This window comes from Acinetobacter colistiniresistens (assembly GCF_000413935.1).
In the GTDB taxonomy this organism is placed as follows: Bacteria; Pseudomonadota; Gammaproteobacteria; order Pseudomonadales; family Moraxellaceae; genus Acinetobacter; species Acinetobacter colistiniresistens.
The window spans coordinates 306,094-324,985 of sequence record NZ_KE340383.1 but is presented as its reverse complement, the minus strand read 5'-3'; the positions used below and the strand labels follow the sequence as shown (position 1 = coordinate 324,985).

The following is an 18,892-nucleotide window of genomic DNA, read 5'->3' as shown; positions in this document are numbered from 1 at the left end:
CTTTTCATTTGTTTGAGGCGTGATCTCTTGGCTTATTCGGTAGTTTCTTTGGGAATCTGCCAAAACACCATCGCCGTAATAATATTGATACAGCCCAGTGTCACGAGCGTGGCATGAAACGCGGTACTAATCGATGCTGTTGTAAAGTATTGACCAAATACATTGATCAGTGTTCCTGCCAGCGCCACGCCAATACTCATTGAGAGCATCATAATCATAGACAAGAAACTATTGCCACTGCTGGCATCCTGTTGCGGCAAATCTTTTAGGGTGAGTGTATTCATGCCGACAAATTGCAAGGAATTGAGTGTGCCAAAAATAAACAGATGCAGTACCTTCAACCAAAGCGGGGTTGCTGCGGTCATGAGTGAAAAGCTGGCAATACATAAGCCGACCAGAACCGTATTGGTCAGCAGAAAACGGCGATAACCAACACGCTGAATGAGTGGCCTTACGATGGGTTTGGAAAATAATGAGCCTATAACCATTGGAATCATCATCAAACCCGTAATGAAAGGTTCAAAGCCAAAGGCAACTTGCAGCATCAAAGGCAAAATAAAGGGAATGGCATTGCTGCCCAAACGGGCAAAGAAATTGCCAAGCACCCCGATAGAGAAAATCTTGTAGCGGAATAAGCGGCCATGAAAGAGCGCATTTTGATGGCTGTGGGCATGATAAGCATAGCCCACGGTCGCAATCAGCCCACTGGCCAGTAATACCAGACTGACCAGACGTGAATATTGTGAAGCCGCAATATTTTCAATGCCTAAAGACAGACCCACCATTGCCACCATTAATAAAATGAAACCACTGAAGTCAAACGCTTTTACCGTAGGTTCTTTTTGATTTGGCATGACTTTTAGGGTCATGATCATGCCCAGCACGCCCATTGGAATGTTGATGAGGAAAATCCAGTGCCATGTTGTGACTTCAACTAGCCATCCACCTAAAGTTGGACCCAGCAAGGGACCGACCAGACCCGCAAGGCTCATTAAACTCATGGCAGACAGGAATTGTGTGCGTGGAATCAGCTTTAGCAGGGCTAAACGCCCGACAGGCATGAGTAAGGCGCCGCCAAGGCCTTGTATCACGCGAAAGAACAGCAGTTGTTCTAGATTTTGGGAGAGACCACAGCCGAGAGAGGCCAGACTGAAAATCACCATGGAACTGAGATAGGTATTCCGGATACCGAAGCGATCTGCCAACCAACCACTCAGTGGAATACAGGCTGCAACTGACAGCACATAGGCCACAATGACACTATGCATTTGCAATGGGTTTTCATTGAGCTGTACGGCCATCGCAGGAATCGCCGTATTGACGATGGTGGTATCCAAGGCTTGCATAAAAAAGCCAATCGAGACCAAGAGCACCAATAGACGAAATTCAGGCTGTACTGCTTGATGTGTTGTTGTTGTCATGAGCCATGATGAATAAAAAGCCAGTTTTAGTTTAATGCAACTGTGTGTGAAATAAAGACAAAAATTGTCAAGGAGTGGTCATGGAAATGACATTAAAGTGTCATCGAACTTGAAACTCAACGGACTAGATTAGCCTTACAAAATGAATTGTATGGAATTTGATCATGAAATTTAGGATTTCAGTTTTACTGACAGCAATACTGTCTGTGGGGTTGGTGGCGTGTAATGATGACAATGACAACAAGAACAACCCGGCTGAGGTGGTTGAACCGACGCCAAATACCATCAAACTGAGTTTGCTAGGACGTTACGAGACCAACGTTTTTGCCAAAAGCGCAGCAGAAATTCCGGCCTATGATGCTGCGACAAAACGTCTGTTTGTGGTCAACGCACAGAAAGGTTTAGTGGATGTTTTAGATGCATCTAAACCTGAAAAGCCTATTCATATTGCAGAACTTTCTGCACGAACCTATTTAGCCAATTCAGACGTTAATAGTGTTGCGGTGAAAAATGGCATTGTTGCACTCGCCGTTCAAGCTGAAAACAAAACCGATGTAGGCATAGTGGTTTTTTTCAATGCCAAAGATTTAAGTTTTATCAGTCAGGTTGCAGTGGGTTCTTTGCCTGATATGCTGACCTTTAGCCCTGATGGCAAAACTGTATTGGTGGCCAATGAAGGCGAGCCGAATGATGATTATTCAGTTGATCCTGAAGGTTCAGTCAGCATTATTGATGTCAGCAATATTCAGCAACCAAAAGTAAATACGGCAGATTTTAAGGCGTGGAATACGCAGAAAGCAGATTTGCTTGCGAAAGGTGTACGTATTTTTGGCCCGAATGCAAGCGTGGCTCAAGACTTGGAGCCTGAATATATTACTGTTGCCGCAGACAGCAAAACGGCTTGGGTGACCTTACAAGAAAATAATGCCATTGCGCGGATTGATATTGCACAAAAGAAAGTCACGGATATTTATCCTTTGGGCTATAAAGATCACGGTCAAGTCGGTAATGAGCTGGATGTCAGTGATAAAGACAAGAAAATTGATATCAAGACCTGGGCGGGACTGGTCGGGATGTATCAACCTGACTCGATTGCCAGTTATCAAGCCAATGGTCAAACCTATTTGGTCACGGCCAATGAAGGGGATAGCCGTGAGTGGTTAAAAGATTCCAAAGCCTATTATGCGGGTGATACCAGCAAAGGCTTTGTTGAAAATATCCGAATGAAGCATCTGTTTAACAGCAAAGGCTTTAATAAGGAGGGCGATTATCCAGCACATTTACAGCAATTGGCCGCAGGGGTGAAAGGGGCGAAACTCAATCCAGTGACTTTTGCATATTGTGGCGCAACGGCGACAGCCGCAGGTGCTTGCCGTGAGGATGCGCAATTAGGCCGTCTTAACATCGCATGGAATATGGGCTATCAGACCAATGCGGATGGTTCTCCGAAACTGGATGCCAATGGTTTGCTCACATATGACAAGCTCTATGCTTATGGTGCACGTTCATTCAGTATCTGGAATACCCAAGGTCAGTTGGTTTGGGACTCAGGCAGCGAGTTTGAAAAGAAAACGGCTGAACTGTTTCCTGAATATTTTAACAGTGATCATGAAGCGGTTGCCTTTGATGACCGTAGTGATAATAAAGGCCCTGAACCAGAAGGGGTTACAATTGGCACAATTGGTCAAAAAACCTTTGCTTTTATCGGCTTGGAACGGATGAGCGGTATTATGGTGTATGACATCAGTACACCGAATAAACCAAAATTTATTGAATATTTTACCTCGCGTAATTTTGCTGAGACGGATATTGCCAAACAGGGAGATTTAGGACCTGAAGGCCTGATCTTTATTGCTGCAAAAGACTCACCAAACGGCAAGCCTTTATTGGTCGTCGGCAATGAAGTGAGTGGTTCAACCGCGGTGTACCAAGTGAATGTGCAATAAATCAATGTGAGACATAAAAAAAGCGGATCGATGTGATCCGCTTTTTATTGGTCGGTTTCAGACTTCGATATGGCTTGGCGTGTTTAAGTTTTTAATCACACTTGAAATCTGTTCCAGTGTTTCGCAAATAATCACTTTGGCACGATGCTGCGGTGGTAAGAAGCCTTCTTCAACCGCATGATCCAGTTGGGCAATCAGCGCATCATAAAAACGATTGACGTTATAGATAATCATCGGTTTCTGATGCTGATTGAGTTGTCCCCAAGTCGCAATTTCCAGAATTTCTTCAAAAGTGCCTAAACCACCCGGTAAGGCAATAAAGGCACTGGCACGTTCAGCCATCAGTGCCTTACGTTCATGCATACTGTTAACGATATGTAGTTCAGTCAGTTTATGGTGAGCGATTTCATAGTCCAGCATAAACTCTGGAATCACGCCGACCACTTCACCCGCATGTTCCAGTACGGTATCAGCCACTTGACCCATCAAGCCAATGCTGGCACCGCCATAGACAATCCCAAAGCCCTGATTGGCAATATGCTGGGCAAGTTCAATGGCTTTGTCTCGATAAATAGGCTTGTTGCCTGTACGCGAACCGCAATAGAGGGCAATCAGAGATTGAGTGGTTATGGGAGTCGGGTTAATGCTTTTTTTCTCTGTCATTCTTAATACACTATTCATTCGTTTATTTTCACCTTATCATTTTCACTGTGCTTGTCTAGGCTAAATCAGGTTTGTGACAGTTTTATGCACATTTTACATACAATGGACTTTTGGCGTGTCTCGAAAGAATTTGAAAAAATCCTCAACACAAAAAAAGATGAATTTCACTGCAATCTTGCCTATACTAAAAATCCTTTTATTAATCCTTGTACCTCTATGAGTAGTGGTTGTTGTCGCTCCGCATTGTTCTTATTTCCTAAAAAAAATGTTTTGGCTGTTTGTGCCGACCTTTTAAAATCTCAACTTCATAACAATATTGCTGATTTTGCAGAGGAGTCACCTCAATGATTCTGGAATGGATGTCAGATCCAGCTGCATGGGTTGGTTTAGCCACATTGGTGGTGCTTGAAATTGTACTAGGTATTGATAACCTTGTTTTTATTGCAATTTTGGCAGAAAAATTACCACCCGAACAACGGAATGCTGCGCGTAAGATTGGTTTACTGCTCGCTCTATTAATGCGATTGGTGCTCTTGGCTTCGATCGCTTGGGTGGTGACGTTAACCACACCTCTGTTCCATATTTTTGATCATCCCTTTTCGGGACGTGACCTGATCCTATTGTTCGGTGGTGTGTTTTTGCTATTTAAAGGCACCATGGAGCTGCATGAGCGGATTGAGGGTACACAAGCTCACAAAGAAGAGAATCCAGTGCATGCCGTGTTCTGGATGGTGGTGGTGCAGATTGTTGTGCTGGATGCGGTTTTCTCGCTCGACAGCGTCATCACTGCCGTGGGGATGGTGAAAGAGCTTTCGGTGATGATGATCGCGGTTACGATTGCGATCGGTATCATGTTGTTGGCTTCACGCCCGTTAATGGACTTTGTCAATAAGCACCCTACCGTGGTGATTCTCTGTCTTGGCTTCCTGATGATGATTGGTTTCTCATTGGTGGTCGAAGGCTTTGGTTTCCATATCCCGAAAGGTTATTTATACGCTGCGATCGGTTTCTCTGTGCTGGTGGAAATGGTTAACCAAACCATGCGCCGTAACCAGGAGAAATTGGTCACCACGACAGATTTACGTTATCGCACTGCTTCTGCGGTACTGCGTATGCTCGGCAGTAAGGGCAGTGGTAACGAAGGTCAGCATAAAGAAACTGAAGATGTTTTAGCAACGCAGGCTTATGCCAAAGAAGTCTTTGATGAAGACAATGGGGTCTATCATAGTGTCTTGGTACAAGGTGTGCTGGGTTTATCCGAGCGTCCAGTCAAGTCGGTGATGACGCCACGCCCAGAGTTGGAATGGCTGGATTTAGATGATGATCCTGCCGAGCTAAAAGAACGTTTAATGGCGATGACCCATTCACGTTTGATCATTGCACGTGGTGAGTTGGACAATATTGAAGGTGTTGTTTTAACGCATAAAGTGTTGAATGAATACATTGAAACCGGGGCGATTGATTTTACCAAGCACTTACGTGAACCTGTGATTGTGCATGAGAATGCGCAAGTGTTGATGGTGATGGAACAGTTACGTCAAGCACCGTTGCAAATGGCGATTGTCTTGAATGAATATGGTTCAATTGAAGGCATTGCCACACCAATTGATATGCTGGAAGCGATCGCAGGTGAATTTCCTGACGAAGATGAATTAGAAGCAACAGCGGAAAGTCTGGATGACGGTTCGATGTTACTGGAAGGTTCAACCGATATTCGCCATGTGTCTTTGTTATTGGGCAAAGACTTGGTCGATGAAAGTGAAGAATATTCTACGTTGTCTGGCTATATCCTGTTCCACTTGGGTCGTTTACCTGAAAATGGCGACATGATCGAAGTCGATGGCTATCGTTTTGAAGTGGTCACAATGGATGGGCACAAAATCGAAAAAGTGCGCATTATTGCCAAAGAAAAACCTGTAGAGAAATAATGTAGTCATTTCCTGATAGCCCTGAGCTTGGCCTTTGTTGAACACGGGTCTGGCTCAAGGCTATTTTTATTTGAGAATTGAAAAATGACCTCGTTACAACACTGTCCTTGTGGACAGGGGCAATATACTGACTGTTGTCAGCCTTTACATTTAAAACAGCAGATTGCGCAAAATGCAGAGCAATTGATGCGTTCGCGTTATAGTGCCTTTGCCTTGCAACAGATCGACTATCTCTTGCAAACCACCGCTTTGGGGCAGCAAGCGGCTTTGGATCGTGCCGCGATTGCAGACTGGAGCCAGTCCAATCAGTGGCTCAAACTCGAAGTGGTACAACATCAGCCTAAACTGGATAAAACCCATGCCTTGGTTGAGTTCAAGGCGCATTATCATGATGGTAAGCAAGCGCATATTCATCATGAAATTTCCCATTTTGTGTTGCATCAACAGCAATGGTATTTTCTTGATCCGACTCTGGAGATGCAAATCACCATGAAACAACCCTGCGTTTGTGGCTCGGGGAAAAAATTTAAACAATGTTGTGCGCAATTCATCTAAGTTTGGCTTAAAATAGCGCACACTTTTATGCCTGATTTAGGGATGTAGGCAGATGTTACTCACCGTAATTTATATTATTGCCATTACTGCCGAAGCGATGACTGGGGCTTTGTCCGCAGGTCGACGCAGTATGGACTGGTTTGGTGTGGTACTGATTGCCTGTGTCACGGCATTGGGCGGTGGCTCGGTACGTGATGTGCTGCTCGGGCATTATCCGTTGACTTGGGTGAAACATCCTGAATATTTGGTGCTGACCTGTATTGCAGCTTTTGTCACCATTATTATTGCCAAATGGATGCGCCATCTGCGCAATATCTTCTTGGTTCTAGATGCCTTGGGCTTAATTGGCTTTACCATTATTGGCTGTCAGATTGCTTTGTCGATGGGACATGGTTTTGTGGTGTCTGCGGTAGCAGGAGTACTCACTGGGGTGTCGGGCGGTATTCTGCGTGATATCTTGTGTAATGATGTACCGTTGGTGTTCCGCCGTGAGTTGTATGCCAGTATTTCCTTTGTCGCCGTGATTTGTTATTGGGTGTGCTTGGAAGTTGGTTTGCCACATGATCTGACTGTAATTTTGACTTTGGTCTTTGGTTTTACGCTACGTTTGATTGCGATTTATTTTGGTCTGGAAATGCCGAAATTTATCTATAAAGAGGATGATGCGGAATCTGCTTCTTCAACAGATGAGCATTGATCTATTTAAGTCAAAAGAAAAATAGCTGAAAAGAAGTGAATGTATATAGCAAAAATATAGTCTTGAATAGTGGCGTCATGCCGCTTGTCAGCTTATAAATCTTGAAGAATGTTTAAGTTTTGAGGGCTTGAAATCCGTCTAAGACACCATTTGACGTTTAAACAACAACAAGGGCTTGTCACAACGCCTTCATCCACATAGCATACAAAGCATTGACGATAATAAATGATTTTGGATGACTCGCTGAAATGACCAGCCTTGCACATCATGCAACAGAAAACCGTTCCGTAGCCGAATTCACTGAGCAGGCTTACTTGAACTATGCCATGTACGTGATTATGGATCGTGCATTGCCCCATATCAGTGATGGTTTAAAACCTGTACAGCGCCGTATCGTTTATGCGATGAGCGAGCTGGGCTTAAAGTCGACCGGTAAACCGAAAAAATCGGCGCGTACCGTGGGAGACGTACTCGGTAAATACCATCCACATGGTGACTCCGCCTGCTATGAAGCGATGGTGTTGATGGCACAGCCATTTAGCTATCGCTATCCATTGGTTGAAGGTCAGGGCAACTGGGGTTCACCCGATGATCCAAAATCATTTGCGGCCATGCGTTATACCGAAGCTAAACTGTCCGCGTATAGTGAGTTATTGCTGAGCGAGCTCGGGCAAGGTACCAGTGAATGGCAGGATAACTTTGATGGTTCAATGAAAGAGCCGATTACGTTACCTGCACGTGTGCCGAATATCTTGCTGAATGGTACCACGGGGATCGCGGTGGGGATGGCGACGGATATCCCGCCACATAACTTACGTGAAGTGGTGAAAGGGACGATCGCACTGATTCGTAATCCTGAAACCACCGATGAAAAATTAGCAGAATATATTCCTGCACCAGATTTACCGACCAAAGCAGAGATTATTACTCCGCCTGGAGAATTGCTTAAAATTCAAACCACAGGTCGTGGTAGCTATCGTATGCGTGCCGTGTATACAGTCGATAAGAATGAAATCGTGATTACTGAATTACCTTATCAGGTTTCTGGTTCGAAGGTAATTACTCAAATCGCCGACCAGATGATTGCCAAGAAATTGCCTTTGGTCAGTGATGTGCGTGATGAATCCGATCATGCCAATCCCACCCGTTTGGTGATTGTGCTACGTTCTAATCGTGTTGATGCAGAAACAGTGATGAGTCATTTGTTTGCAACCACGGATTTAGAGTCCAGCTATCGTGTTAACTTGAACATGATTGGGGCAGATGGCCGCCCGCAAGTGAAATCGATTCGCCGTATCTTGTTAGAGTGGATTGAGATCCGTAAGCAAACGGTAACGCGTCGTTTGCAGTATCATTTAAATAAAATCGAAAAACGCCTGCATATCTTGGCAGGTCTTTTAATTGCTTATCTCGATATTGATACCGTGATTCGGATTATCCGCGAAGAAGATCAACCGAAACCTGTATTGATGCAGCATTTTGGGATTGATGATATTCAAGCCGAAGCGATTCTAGAGCTGAAACTGCGCCATTTGGCCAAGCTTGAAGAGATGGAAATTCGCCGTGAGCAAGAAGAGTTGGAAGCAAAAGCGGCGATTATTCGCGAGCAATTGGCCAATCCAGAATCATTAAAAAATCTGATTATCAATGAATTGAAAGAAGATGCGAAAAAGTTTGGTGATGATCGCCGTTCACCAATGGTCGTCCGTGCAGACGCCGTCCAGATTAAAGAACAGGATTTAATGCCAGCAGAAGCCGTGACCGTGGTCTTGTCCGAAGCAGGTTGGGTCCGTGCAGCCAAAGGTGCGGAAGTGGATGCGGCTAATCTAAACTTCCGAGCGGGTGACCAGTATTTAAGTCATGCGGTCGGTAAAACCAATCAGCGGGTGTACTTTTTAGATGAAACGGGGCGCAGTTATGCCTTGCCAATTAGCAGTCTACCTTCAGCGCGTGGCTTTGGTGAACCATTGAGTTCCAAACTGTCACCGGCAAGCGGTGTTTCATTTATTCAAGTCTTAGTGGACGATGACCAGAATGAATTACTGGTTGCCAGTTCCAAAGGTTATGGTTTTAAAACTCAAGTTGCACAACTGGATACCAATGCCAAAGCAGGCAAGACTTTCTTGACAGTTGCAGATAAGGCAACCGCTTTGCCATTACTGCCAATCCAGCAAGCAACCCACGTTGCCATCCTGAGTTCATCAGGGCGGTTGCTGATTGTTGATTTAGCAGAACTTCCTGTGCTGAATAAAGGTAAAGGTAACAAGTTGATACAACTTGATGAAAAAGAGCAAATTTTATCCATGACAACCCTAACGTTAGATGAAATAATCCAAGTCGCTGCAGGACAACAGCACCTCAAACTGAAAGGGGATGATCTCCAAAAATATCTAGGAAAAAGAGCAACAAAGGGGCAACTTTTACCACGCGGATATCAAAAAGCAAATAGACTCTTCATTCAGAGATAAGGCTAGTATTCTGTGATACAAATACGTTATATATGACAATGTATTCATATTGTTTGGATAGGTTGACAGGGCAATTCAAAAAGTTAAAAAAAATGTTTTGTCATGGACGTAACGTTGTTACATTTTTAAGGATTACCACTCGGAGATAATGGCATTATGGAAAAGATTTGGTTTGCTGAATACCAAAAGACAGGAATTCCAGAAACAGTTGAACTGCCTGCTGAAAACACCTCACTTGTTGATATTTTTGAACGCAATTTCCAAAAATTTGGTTCACGTGATGCCTTTATCTTTATGGATAAAGTTTTAACGTTTAATGAATTAGAAGTCGCTAGTCGTAAATTTGCAACCTATTTACAAACGCTGGGTTTAGCCAAAGGCGCTCGCGTTGCGGTGATGATGCCGAACGTTTTTCAATATCCAGTGGTTGCCTTAGGGGTATTCCGTGCAGGTTTAGTCCTTGTTAACGTGAACCCATTGTATACAGCGCGTGAGCTTGAGCATCAATTGAATGACTCGGGTGCAGAAGCTTTGGTCATTATTGAAAACTTTGCCAGTGTGTATCAAAGCATTCTTGGTAAGACTCCTGTGAAGCATGTCGTGGTGGCTTCAGTGGGTGATATGCTGGGCGCATTGAAAGGCACATTGGTCAACTTTGTGTTACGTAAAGTACGTAAACAGATTCCGGCATGGAACATTCCAGGCCATACCAAATTCAATGCCGCATTAAATAAAGCCAATCCAAGTAACTACAAACGTCCAAGCCTCACTTTAAGCGATACAGCGGTACTGCAATACACAGGTGGTACCACAGGTGTGTCGAAAGGGGCTGAATTGACTCATCGTAACCTTGTGGCGAACTTGCTTCAGTGTGAAGCGATCTTCTCAAGTAAGTTTGGTAGCTCTGATAGCGCGAAGGGTGACCGTATCGTTTGTGCATTGCCGCTCTATCATATCTTTGCATTTATGGTATGCGCGCTTTACGGTATGTACAAAGGTCAAGCCAATATCTTGATTCCAAATCCACGTGATCTACCAGCAGTGGTTGGTGAATTACGTAAATATCAACCTTCATTCTTCCCAGCAGTAAATACTTTATTCAATGCTTTGGTGAATAACGAAGAATTCAAACAGCTTGATCATAGCAATCTGAAGATGGCGATGGGCGGTGGTATGGCGGTATTGCCATCAACTGCAGCAGCTTGGAAAAAGATCACAGGCACAACCATTATCGAAGGTTATGGCTTGTCTGAAACGTCTCCTGTTGCAACGGCAAACCCACCTGCAAGCACTGAATTTAGTGGCACGATCGGTATTCCATTGCCATTGACTGAAGTGGCGATTTTAGATGACGACGGTAACGAAGTTGCACTCGGTGAACAAGGTGAAATTTCGATTCGTGGTCCACAAGTCATGAAAGGCTATTGGAACCGTCCAGACGAAACCGCGAAAGTGATGACCGCTGATAACTTCTTCCGTACGGGTGATATCGGGGTGATGGATTCGCGCGGTTATGTGAAGATTGTTGACCGTAAGAAAGACATGATCTTGGTGTCTGGTTTTAACGTTTATCCAAGTGAAATTGAAGAAGTCATTGCTAAACATCCGAAAGTATTGGAAGTGGCTGCGATTGGCGTGCCTGATGAAAAATCAGGTGAAGTGCCGAAACTCTTCATTGTGAAGAAAGATCCATCATTAACGACTGAAGAAATCATTGCTTATGCAAAACAAAACTTAACGGGTTATAAGTGCCCACGTTATGTTGAGTTTATGGAAGAGTTACCGAAATCAAACGTCGGTAAAATCTTACGTAAAGATTTACGTAAACCAGCTTAAGCACATCGCTAAAAAACGCCGCAATCGCGGCGTTTTTTATTTGGATTTATTTAGTAGCATTTGACTTCATGAGCCAGCGATCGATATAAGGACGTCCGATCCCGACAATCCCGACAAATACCACCATGGTGGCCAATTGAAAACGTAATCGGGTCGTATCAATACCATTAAAACTAAAATAATTATCAGCAACTGCATACAGCACAATGACTGCGAGCCAATGCCAAAGTGTTAAGCGATAAATACCAACCGCATAAAAGGCAATGCTTAGGATCACAAAGGTCCCCAAAGTTGACTGCCAATTGAGATTGGCACAAATCACACTGAGCAGAAATGCCATGATTGGAAGCACGACTTTCAAGACACGATCAACTAAAAGCTGATGTTGTCGTTGTTGTGCGAGCACATCAAACATTTCTTTTTGATCGGGTTGTGGCATAGCTTGACCTTAAAACTGTATGAAAAAACACAACTTTTACACAAACATCCTGTGTAAAAGAAACGCTTGTTGAACAAGCACAAATGAAAGTTCAATAAATTATAGATTATGATAGCATGATCAGAAGAACTTCAAATGATGGATCTCAGCATGCAAGGTATTAGCGGCATTATATTGATGATTATAGTCGCATGTTTGTTGCCGTATGTGTTTACCTTGATTGCGAAATCAAAAGGTGGTTTTCAGGCAAAAGATAATCAAAACCCGCGTGAATTTTTAGCTAAAACAACGGGATTATCTGCACGGGCGAATGCGGTGCAGCAAAATAGCTTTGAAAGCCTGCCTTTATTTATTGCTGCCATTTTAATGGCTGAGTATATGGTTGTGCCAGAGCGATTCATTTTTACCTTAGGCTGGGCCTATATCGTCTTTCGCGTGATTTATGGCATTTGTTATTTAGCCAATCTTGCAACCTTACGCTCCATCATCTGGTTTTTCTCTCTTCTTTGTCCAATTTTACTGTTCGTGATCACAATCAAAATGACTTAATCGTGGCTGGCTATAAAATTCGCCAGCTCGGTGTATATCTAGCATCATTTTCATTGTATTCACGTTATAATCTGTCCGATTTACATCTGACTTCACAATATAAACGAGTGTTGATATGAGCTATAGCAATATTCCTGCGGGTAAAGACGCACCAAACGACATCTATGTCATCATTGAAATTCCTGCAAATGCAGCGCCAATCAAATATGAAATCGATAAAGATTCAGATGCGTTATTTGTAGACCGTTTCATGGGTACAGCAATGTTCTACCCAGCAAACTACGGTTATGTGCCAAATACATTGTCAGAAGATGGTGACCCATTAGACGTACTTGTTGTAACCCCACATCCTGTTGCTGCGGGTTCTGTGATTCGTTGCCGCCCAGTGGGTAAATTGAAAATGGAAGATGACGGTGGTATTGATGCGAAATTGATCGCTGTTCCACACGAAAAATTATCTCCACTTTATAAAGACGTTCAAGAATATACGGATCTTCCACCATTATTGATCAGCCAAGTTGAGCATTTCTTTGCTCACTATAAAGATTTAGAGCCTGGTAAGTGGGTAAAAATCAGTGGCTGGGAAGGTGCTGATGTTGCGAAAGCAGAAGTCCTTAAAGCGATCGAAGCGGCTAAAAAGTAATTTGGGTCAGCGTGATCAGTCCCTATTCGTTTAGTTGCTGATCATAAAAAACCTCCATTCATTTGAATGGAGGTTTTTTTTAACTTGATGAACCGTGAATTAGAATAATTTCACAGGAATATCAAGCCAGATACGCCATTCGTTGGTATCACCAATGTAGGCATTTGTTTGGTAGTCATCACTCGCACGATAGTATGAATGACGTAAACGCAAACTTGCATCTTTAGCAAAACCAGATTGAACGGTATATTTCACTTGGTTAAAGAATTCGCGTTCATGTGCATTATCAGTCAAATTCTTAACTTTGATATCCCAACCATAAACATAAGCTGTGGTCCAGCTTAAACCTGGAACACCATAGCCACCGAAGTCGATGTTATATTGCAATTGTGCAGACTTTTCACTGTTACCAATGAAATCAGACAGATAAGAGTTTGGTAAATAGATACTTTGTGCACCATCCGCATTCTCACCATAGTCATAACCGGTATTACCATTGTTTTGTTGGTAAGCCAACATGACGCTGTGAGGTCCAGTGTTATACGTGGTAGACAGTGCCCAAATGGTATTTTTGCGATTTGATAAGTCATCAGTCGTACTTGAATACGTGCTTGCTTCTTTATCCCACTTGGTATGGTAGGCACTTAAGTCATAAGTAAGCGCGCTGTCTTTATCTAAAGGTTGTTTGTAGTTGGCATTGACATAATGACGTTTTAGTTTGTCTTTGCTATCCATGCCAAAATAAGACGTACTTAAATTGTCATCGAACTTGTATTTTGCGCCCCAAACCACAGCACTATCAAGATGTCGGCCATCGCGATTGATTTGATCAGAGTACTGGTCTTTGGTGAATTTACCTGCAGTTAACTCTAAGCCATCAATTTCACGGCTGGTTGCCAAAACACCTTCAAAGTATTCAGGAACCAAACGGGTGGTATTACTTGCTAGAACAGGAAGGTCTAACACTTGTGTACCGTAGGTCACGGTTGTATTTGAGATACGTGCTTTAACAAAACCGCCACCACGTGCCCAGTGATCATAGGCTGAACCATCTGGATGTTTCGGGATCATACCGTTACCAGAATTGTTGTTTGAGCCCAGTTTAAAAGAGCCATCGCCGATCACACCCGCACCAAAGCCAACTAGACCTTGGGTAAAGCCTGTTTCTAGTTTGACCATTGCTGTTTGAGCGTATGAACTCGTGTCTTTGACACCATTCTTTTTGTCGCGATTTAAATAACCAGTACGGAATAAAATATCCCCTTTGGCATCTTCAACAAGTCCTTTTGCTTCGCTTTGTTCGCTTGCATATGTTGAGGTAATTAACGCGGCATTAATCAAAACCGCTAAAGTAAGTTTCTTTGCCTTTGGCATAGCTCGCCTCATTAAATAAAATAAATTTGGGATAAGACCGAAATTTTGACCAATTGTATAAGTTATGCATAAAAAAGATAGATTTTTATTAAAATAATTTAATTATTATTAAATAAAATACTTATACAATTTTATGATTTGTTTCTCGTTTAAAAAATAATCAAATTAAATTTAATATTATGATTTTAAATAATAAATTAATTTATTTTGGACATAAAATGGACTGATTATTTTTTAATTTATTTTGTTTAAAATATGTGATTTATTGCTGTATTTTTTCTTTTTATTGAATGAGTTATTTTTTCTTTGTTTAAAAAATATTCAGATGGATTTGCAAAAAATAACATCCCGACGAATGACAGTGACTGATCAATCTAAAGGTTACTTTGTTCATACCTGTTTAAGCTTTTTGTAGATGCACTTTTATGGAACACCGTTAAATTCCCCTGTGCAGTGCTGTTGTTTTAAGCATTATTTGGGTTTTGAACCTTTGACTGATGCATTGTTTTTGTGCGCAGAATCGCCCTATTTTTTTATATGCTTTTAAATGGTTCAAAAAAAGTATGATTTTTTAAGAAAGACCGATTTTGAGGCAAGCAAAGCAAAAAATCAGCAATTTTGCCAGACTAAATTGAGATTTAACGCGGATTTTCCTGAGTTGGCACAGCAATTGCTAATTACTTTTCGATGCAATTTAAAACATAAGTTTAGTCGAATATCCATCATGGGGGAGATCAATATGATGAAATTTGCATGTAAAGCGATCGCGTTGAGTGTTTGTGCTGTGACCTCATCGTTAGCGATGGCGGAAGATAAGCCTTCACTTTATGGTGTAACAGCATCTGGCAATGTATCTGCCACAACAGACTATCGTTTCCGTGGTGTAACGCAATCTTCAAATAACCCTGCTATTCAAGGTGGTTTTACATTTTCACATACCTCAGGTGCTTATTTAGCCCTTTGGGGATCAAGTGTTGACTTCGGTATCTCAGGTGTCTCAACTGAAACTGATGCGACATTAGGTTTTACCAATAGCTTTGCATTGACAGATAAAGTTAAGCCAGTATATGACGTTGGTGTCATCCATTATGGTTATATTGGTTCTAAGTCAAACTATACAAATAGTTTTAATGGTAAAAAAGGTTTGGCATTTACTGAAATATTTGGAAAATTAACGTTCCCTGAAACTATTTTTGCTGGTGATGCACTGAGTGTAGGCGTGAATTATTCACCAGATTATTGGGGTAGAAGTGATGATTTTTGGTATTTTAATTTAGGATATTCGGCACCAATCGCTGACACAGGCTTAACAGGCCTTGCATCTGTTGGTTACAATAAATTGAAGAACGCAGACTCTTTAAGTGTTGTTGCCGGAGGACCTGGTAAGGATGATAATTACGTCGATTATAAATTAGGTGTAAATTATAACTTTCTTGGTATCTTAGCCGAGGTTGATGTCGTGGGTACCAATATTAGTAAATCAGGTATGACCAATGCCCAGAAAAAACCATATGATACAGGTGTGTTGTTTAGTTTGACCAAAACATTCTAATTTCGGTTAAGAAATATAAAAAAGCCAGCATTTTTGTTGGCTTTTTTTGTTTTTCATGTCGATCTAAGTTGTTCTTAAGAGGAGAGATATCCGGTTCGATTACGCTTGATGATCTATTCAAAATAGAGAAACTCCCATCCTGATAATCAGAAAAACTAAAAGAATTAGAAAAAATAATCTAATAAATTGACTACCATATCGCAGTGCTAGAAAAACGCCGACCAAAGAGCCAATCACATTACATAATGCGATAATTAAGCCTATTTCCCAGAGCACATGGCCTGTTGGTATAAAAAATAATAGTGCTGAACTAAACGTACCGAGATTAACAACTTTGGCTGAGGCAGATGCGTTGAGAAAATCAAATCCAAAAACTTTAACGAAGAGAAAAAGAAGGAAGCTCCCGCTCCCAGGCCCAAAAATACCATCATAGAATCCAATCAACCCTCCAAAAACAACGCCAAGCGCGATGTCTTTGTAACCACATTTCACATAAGTACTTTGTGCGCCTAAATCTTTTTTTAAAAAAGTATAAATGGCCATCATGATCAGTAAGCAGAAAACAACATAGCTCATCAATTGTTTTGGAATATAAGCAGTCGTCATTGCACCGACAAAGGCAAATATAAATGCAGCAAGCATCGTTGGAATCAGAAGCTTCCAGACAAATTTAATTTTATTCACATATCTAAAAATGGAAGATGCTGTTCCGGCCCAAACCGCCAGCTTATTTGTGCCCAACACGGTTGTAATACTGTGCTGAGGTAAGGCATGCAATAGCGCAGGAATTTGGATTAAACCGCCACCTCCTACTGCGGCATCAATCAGACCACCACAGAAGGCAAAGAATCCTAAAGTCAGCAGGACGGTTTCATCGATCATAAGCATCAACCAATCTGTGAGGTGCTAAGTGGTTTGTAAAGGGCTTCACCTATGAATCTCACTCGATAATGAAACATTATTTTTTCTTATTCTGTTGATTTTTTATGCAAACCTAAAGTGATTATTTGTATTGATAAGATTTTTCATCTGACTAAAACGGTGCTTTTTATGCGCTATGGGGCGTATGGCGCGCCCAGTTCTATTGCAAGATTGAAACTGAGTTGAGCTGAAGGTGCTTTTGATTGCTTGGATTTTTAATAACTATTTGTTTTATCTTGAATTATTTTTATTCTTGAGTTTGGCATAGCAATTGCTAAATAGACTCTGCTGCAATTTAAAGCTTAAAAATCAATTGAGTATCTAAATATAGGGGGAGATCAATATGATGAAATTTGCAAGCAAGGCTACGTTATTTGGTGTGATGACTGTAACCTCAGCATTGAGCTGGGCGGAGGAGAATAAACTCCCATTTCCAGGGGCCGTTACGGGTAATGTGAATGTGGTCTCAAGTTACAATTTACGCGGCATGACCAACTCGCCAGAAAGTGATACGCCAGCGGTTCAAGGGGGACTGGACTATACGCATGACAGTGGGTTTTATTTGGGCTATTGGTTTTCGACTTTAACCGCTGCCTATGCTGATTTTAATACCTCACCAACCGATGTGAAGGAAGAGAAAAAATCCTTCGAAAATGATTTCTATGCAGGTTATAAAGGCAAAATTACCGAAGATCTGGGTTATCAAATTGGCGGAACGATTTATTACTATTATCCCGGTTGGGAGTCGACAGGTTATGAAACTATTTTGGGGCTGAGTTATAAGGACTTCAGCGTAACGGCACAGACTTTATTGAATAATGTGAGTTTCGGAAATAAAGGTGATACCTATTTCCTCGCGACTTATACACCAAAACTCGCTGGCGGCTTTACCGGTAAAGTACAAGTTGCTGCTTATTATTATGGCGATGATGATGAATATCTGGCTTACCAAGCCAAAGCAGGGGATGTGACCAAAACGGATTTTGCCTTCCGCCATGCAACCTTAGGTTTATATCACCCATTAGGCAATACAGGCGCGACATGGGGGCTGGATTATATTTTTGGAGGCTACACCCGTGATGAAACCAAACAAAAGAACAAAGTGGTTTTAGCACTCGGTTATGCCTTCTGACTTTAGCTGACCTATAAAAAAGCGGCTTTAAGGCCGCTTTTTTAGCTTTGGTGTCCGCGATAAGACAGTGCTTCGCTAATGTGGCTGCTACTGATCACTTCATTTTCGGCTAAGTCGGCAATGGTGCGAGCGACGCGTAGTACCCGATGATAGGCACGAGCTGAAAGGTTGAGCCGTTGTTGTGCCATTTCAATCATTTTGCTAGAGCTGTCATCAAGTACAGCATGTTGTTCCAATAGTTTTGGAGATAGTGCCTGATTTAAACAGTGCTGGCGTTGCAATTGTTTTCATAGGCATTGATCACACGTTGCTGTACGGTGGCAGAGTTTTCAGTTGGCGCGCGATTCTGTAATTCTTGTGCCTGTAATGGGGGAACATCAATATGTAAATCAATACGATCCAACAAAGGTCCTGAAATTCGGTTTTGATAGCGTTGAATACTGTCGGGCGAGCATTGGCAACGAATATCCTGATTAAAGGCATAGCCACAAGGGCAAGGATTCATTGCAGCAATAAATTGAAAGTTTGCAGGAAAAGTCATTTGTCGTGCCGCCCGAGAAATCACGATCTCTTTGGATTCGAGCGGCTGGCGCAGCACTTCAAGTACTTTACGATCAAACTCAGGCAATTCGTCCAAAAATAAAACACCCAAATGCGCGAGGGTAATTTCACCAGGTTTTGGCTGTGAGCCACTGTCATTTCCAAAGAACTATGCGACAATATGATTTAGGCTCAATGACTTAGACCCCATTTTACAAAGAACTATGC

The 18,892-nt window shown here is 42.2% G+C and carries 16 protein-coding genes and 1 pseudogene; 11 read left to right on the top strand and 6 right to left on the bottom strand.

The genetic code is table 11. The annotated features are described in order from the left end of the window. Positions 1 to 32: 32 nt before the first annotated feature. Complete coding sequence (mdtD, locus tag F907_RS00990; protein ID WP_016653294.1) at positions 33 to 1,421, bottom strand: multidrug transporter subunit MdtD; 1,389 nt, start codon at positions 1,419 to 1,421, stop codon at positions 33 to 35. Between the two features lie 164 nt (positions 1,422 to 1,585). On the opposite strand from mdtD, the gene F907_RS00995 reads away from it, so the two are divergent. Continuing rightward, complete coding sequence (locus F907_RS00995) at positions 1,586 to 3,367, top strand: choice-of-anchor I family protein (RefSeq protein ID WP_016653293.1); 1,782 nt, start codon at positions 1,586 to 1,588, stop codon at positions 3,365 to 3,367. A 57-nt stretch (positions 3,368 to 3,424) separates the two neighbouring features. Here the strand turns inward: F907_RS00995 and F907_RS01000 are convergent, their stop codons facing one another. Next, the gene (locus F907_RS01000; RefSeq protein ID WP_005240314.1) at positions 3,425 to 4,048 is read right to left on the bottom strand and encodes an LOG family protein; all 624 of its coding nucleotides are present in this window, start codon (positions 4,046 to 4,048) and stop codon (positions 3,425 to 3,427) included. A 66-nt stretch (positions 4,049 to 4,114) separates the two neighbouring features. On the opposite strand from F907_RS01000, the gene F907_RS01005 reads away from it, so the two are divergent. The 6 genes from F907_RS01005 to F907_RS01030 all read left to right on the top strand — a co-directional run bounded on the left by F907_RS01005 (position 4,115) and on the right by F907_RS01030 (position 11,514). Then, positions 4,115 to 4,378, top strand: a complete 264-nt coding sequence (locus F907_RS01005) for a hypothetical protein (protein ID WP_228129563.1) — start codon at positions 4,115 to 4,117, stop codon at positions 4,376 to 4,378. Continuing rightward, a complete protein-coding gene (locus F907_RS01010; protein ID WP_005278278.1) occupies positions 4,375 to 5,958 on the top strand; it encodes a TerC family protein in 1,584 nt (527 codons plus the stop codon). The genes F907_RS01005 and F907_RS01010 overlap by 4 nt, the downstream gene beginning before the upstream one ends. Before the next feature lie 84 nt (positions 5,959 to 6,042). Beyond that, complete coding sequence (locus tag F907_RS01015) at positions 6,043 to 6,513, top strand: YchJ family protein (protein ID WP_016653291.1); 471 nt, start codon at positions 6,043 to 6,045, stop codon at positions 6,511 to 6,513. Between the two features lie 52 nt (positions 6,514 to 6,565). Further along, a complete protein-coding gene (locus tag F907_RS01020; RefSeq protein ID WP_004656399.1) occupies positions 6,566 to 7,210 on the top strand; it encodes a trimeric intracellular cation channel family protein in 645 nt (214 codons plus the stop codon). A 248-nt stretch (positions 7,211 to 7,458) separates the two neighbouring features. Then, positions 7,459 to 9,678: a DNA topoisomerase IV subunit A gene (parC, locus tag F907_RS01025; RefSeq protein ID WP_016653290.1), complete on the top strand. Its 2,220-nt coding sequence runs from the start codon at positions 7,459 to 7,461 to the stop codon at positions 9,676 to 9,678. Positions 9,679 to 9,834: 156 nt separating this feature from the next. Beyond that, on the top strand, positions 9,835 to 11,514 hold the full coding sequence (locus tag F907_RS01030) for a long-chain-fatty-acid--CoA ligase (protein WP_005278289.1): 1,680 nt from the start codon (positions 9,835 to 9,837) through the stop codon (positions 11,512 to 11,514). A gap of 46 nt (positions 11,515 to 11,560) precedes the next feature. Here the strand turns inward: F907_RS01030 and F907_RS01035 are convergent, their stop codons facing one another. After that, positions 11,561 to 11,953, bottom strand: coding sequence for a hypothetical protein (locus tag F907_RS01035; protein ID WP_016653289.1), 393 nt, complete (start codon positions 11,951 to 11,953; stop codon positions 11,561 to 11,563). A 150-nt stretch (positions 11,954 to 12,103) separates the two neighbouring features. Between F907_RS01035 and F907_RS01040 the strand changes: the two genes are divergently transcribed. After that, a complete protein-coding gene (locus F907_RS01040; protein WP_005240301.1) occupies positions 12,104 to 12,502 on the top strand; it encodes an MAPEG family protein in 399 nt (132 codons plus the stop codon). 115 nt (positions 12,503 to 12,617) lie between these two features. Then, entirely contained in the window at positions 12,618 to 13,145 is a 528-nt protein-coding gene (ppa, locus tag F907_RS01045; RefSeq protein WP_004656389.1) for an inorganic diphosphatase, read from the top strand. 99 nt (positions 13,146 to 13,244) lie between these two features. Here ppa and F907_RS01050 read toward each other — a convergent pair whose 3' ends face one another. Beyond that, a complete protein-coding gene (locus F907_RS01050) occupies positions 13,245 to 14,519 on the bottom strand; it encodes an OprD family outer membrane porin (protein WP_005278295.1) in 1,275 nt (424 codons plus the stop codon). A gap of 739 nt (positions 14,520 to 15,258) precedes the next feature. On the opposite strand from F907_RS01050, the gene F907_RS01055 reads away from it, so the two are divergent. Then, on the top strand, positions 15,259 to 16,071 hold the full coding sequence (locus F907_RS01055) for a TorF family putative porin (protein WP_016653288.1): 813 nt from the start codon (positions 15,259 to 15,261) through the stop codon (positions 16,069 to 16,071). Positions 16,072 to 16,188: 117 nt separating this feature from the next. Here the strand turns inward: F907_RS01055 and F907_RS01060 are convergent, their stop codons facing one another. Further along, positions 16,189 to 16,953 (bottom strand): sulfite exporter TauE/SafE family protein, encoded by a 765-nt coding sequence (locus F907_RS01060; protein WP_016653287.1) that lies wholly within the window; start codon positions 16,951 to 16,953, stop codon positions 16,189 to 16,191. Between the two features lie 382 nt (positions 16,954 to 17,335). Here F907_RS01060 and F907_RS01065 point away from each other — a divergent pair, with 382 nt between their 5' ends. Next, the gene (locus F907_RS01065) at positions 17,336 to 18,124 is read left to right on the top strand and encodes a TorF family putative porin (RefSeq protein WP_016653286.1); all 789 of its coding nucleotides are present in this window, start codon (positions 17,336 to 17,338) and stop codon (positions 18,122 to 18,124) included. A gap of 41 nt (positions 18,125 to 18,165) precedes the next feature. Here F907_RS01065 and F907_RS0118220 read toward each other — a convergent pair. Next, positions 18,166 to 18,815: pseudogene (locus F907_RS0118220) on the bottom strand (ATP-binding protein); the annotation flags it as partial. Between the last annotated feature and the right edge of the window lie 77 nt (positions 18,816 to 18,892).

Coding starts and splice junctions, on each gene's coding strand:
- F907_RS01000 (WP_005240314.1), bottom strand. CDS start 4,048: ATGAATAGTGTATTAAGAATGACAGAGAAAAAAAGCATTAACCCGACT.
- F907_RS01030 (WP_005278289.1), top strand. CDS start 9,835: ATGGAAAAGATTTGGTTTGCTGAATACCAAAAGACAGGAATTCCAGAA.
- F907_RS01065 (WP_016653286.1), top strand. CDS start 17,336: ATGATGAAATTTGCAAGCAAGGCTACGTTATTTGGTGTGATGACTGTA.
- F907_RS01035 (WP_016653289.1), bottom strand. CDS start 11,953: ATGCCACAACCCGATCAAAAAGAAATGTTTGATGTGCTCGCACAACAA.
- F907_RS01055 (WP_016653288.1), top strand. CDS start 15,259: ATGATGAAATTTGCATGTAAAGCGATCGCGTTGAGTGTTTGTGCTGTG.
- F907_RS01060 (WP_016653287.1), bottom strand. CDS start 16,953: ATGATCGATGAAACCGTCCTGCTGACTTTAGGATTCTTTGCCTTCTGT.
- F907_RS01050 (WP_005278295.1), bottom strand. CDS start 14,519: ATGCCAAAGGCAAAGAAACTTACTTTAGCGGTTTTGATTAATGCCGCG.
- F907_RS01020 (WP_004656399.1), top strand. CDS start 6,566: ATGTTACTCACCGTAATTTATATTATTGCCATTACTGCCGAAGCGATG.
- F907_RS01040 (WP_005240301.1), top strand. CDS start 12,104: ATGCAAGGTATTAGCGGCATTATATTGATGATTATAGTCGCATGTTTG.
- mdtD (WP_016653294.1), bottom strand. CDS start 1,421: ATGACAACAACAACACATCAAGCAGTACAGCCTGAATTTCGTCTATTG.
- F907_RS01010 (WP_005278278.1), top strand. CDS start 4,375: ATGATTCTGGAATGGATGTCAGATCCAGCTGCATGGGTTGGTTTAGCC.
- parC (WP_016653290.1), top strand. CDS start 7,459: ATGACCAGCCTTGCACATCATGCAACAGAAAACCGTTCCGTAGCCGAA.
- F907_RS01005 (WP_228129563.1), top strand. CDS start 4,115: ATGCACATTTTACATACAATGGACTTTTGGCGTGTCTCGAAAGAATTT.
- F907_RS00995 (WP_016653293.1), top strand. CDS start 1,586: ATGAAATTTAGGATTTCAGTTTTACTGACAGCAATACTGTCTGTGGGG.
- ppa (WP_004656389.1), top strand. CDS start 12,618: ATGAGCTATAGCAATATTCCTGCGGGTAAAGACGCACCAAACGACATC.
- F907_RS01015 (WP_016653291.1), top strand. CDS start 6,043: ATGACCTCGTTACAACACTGTCCTTGTGGACAGGGGCAATATACTGAC.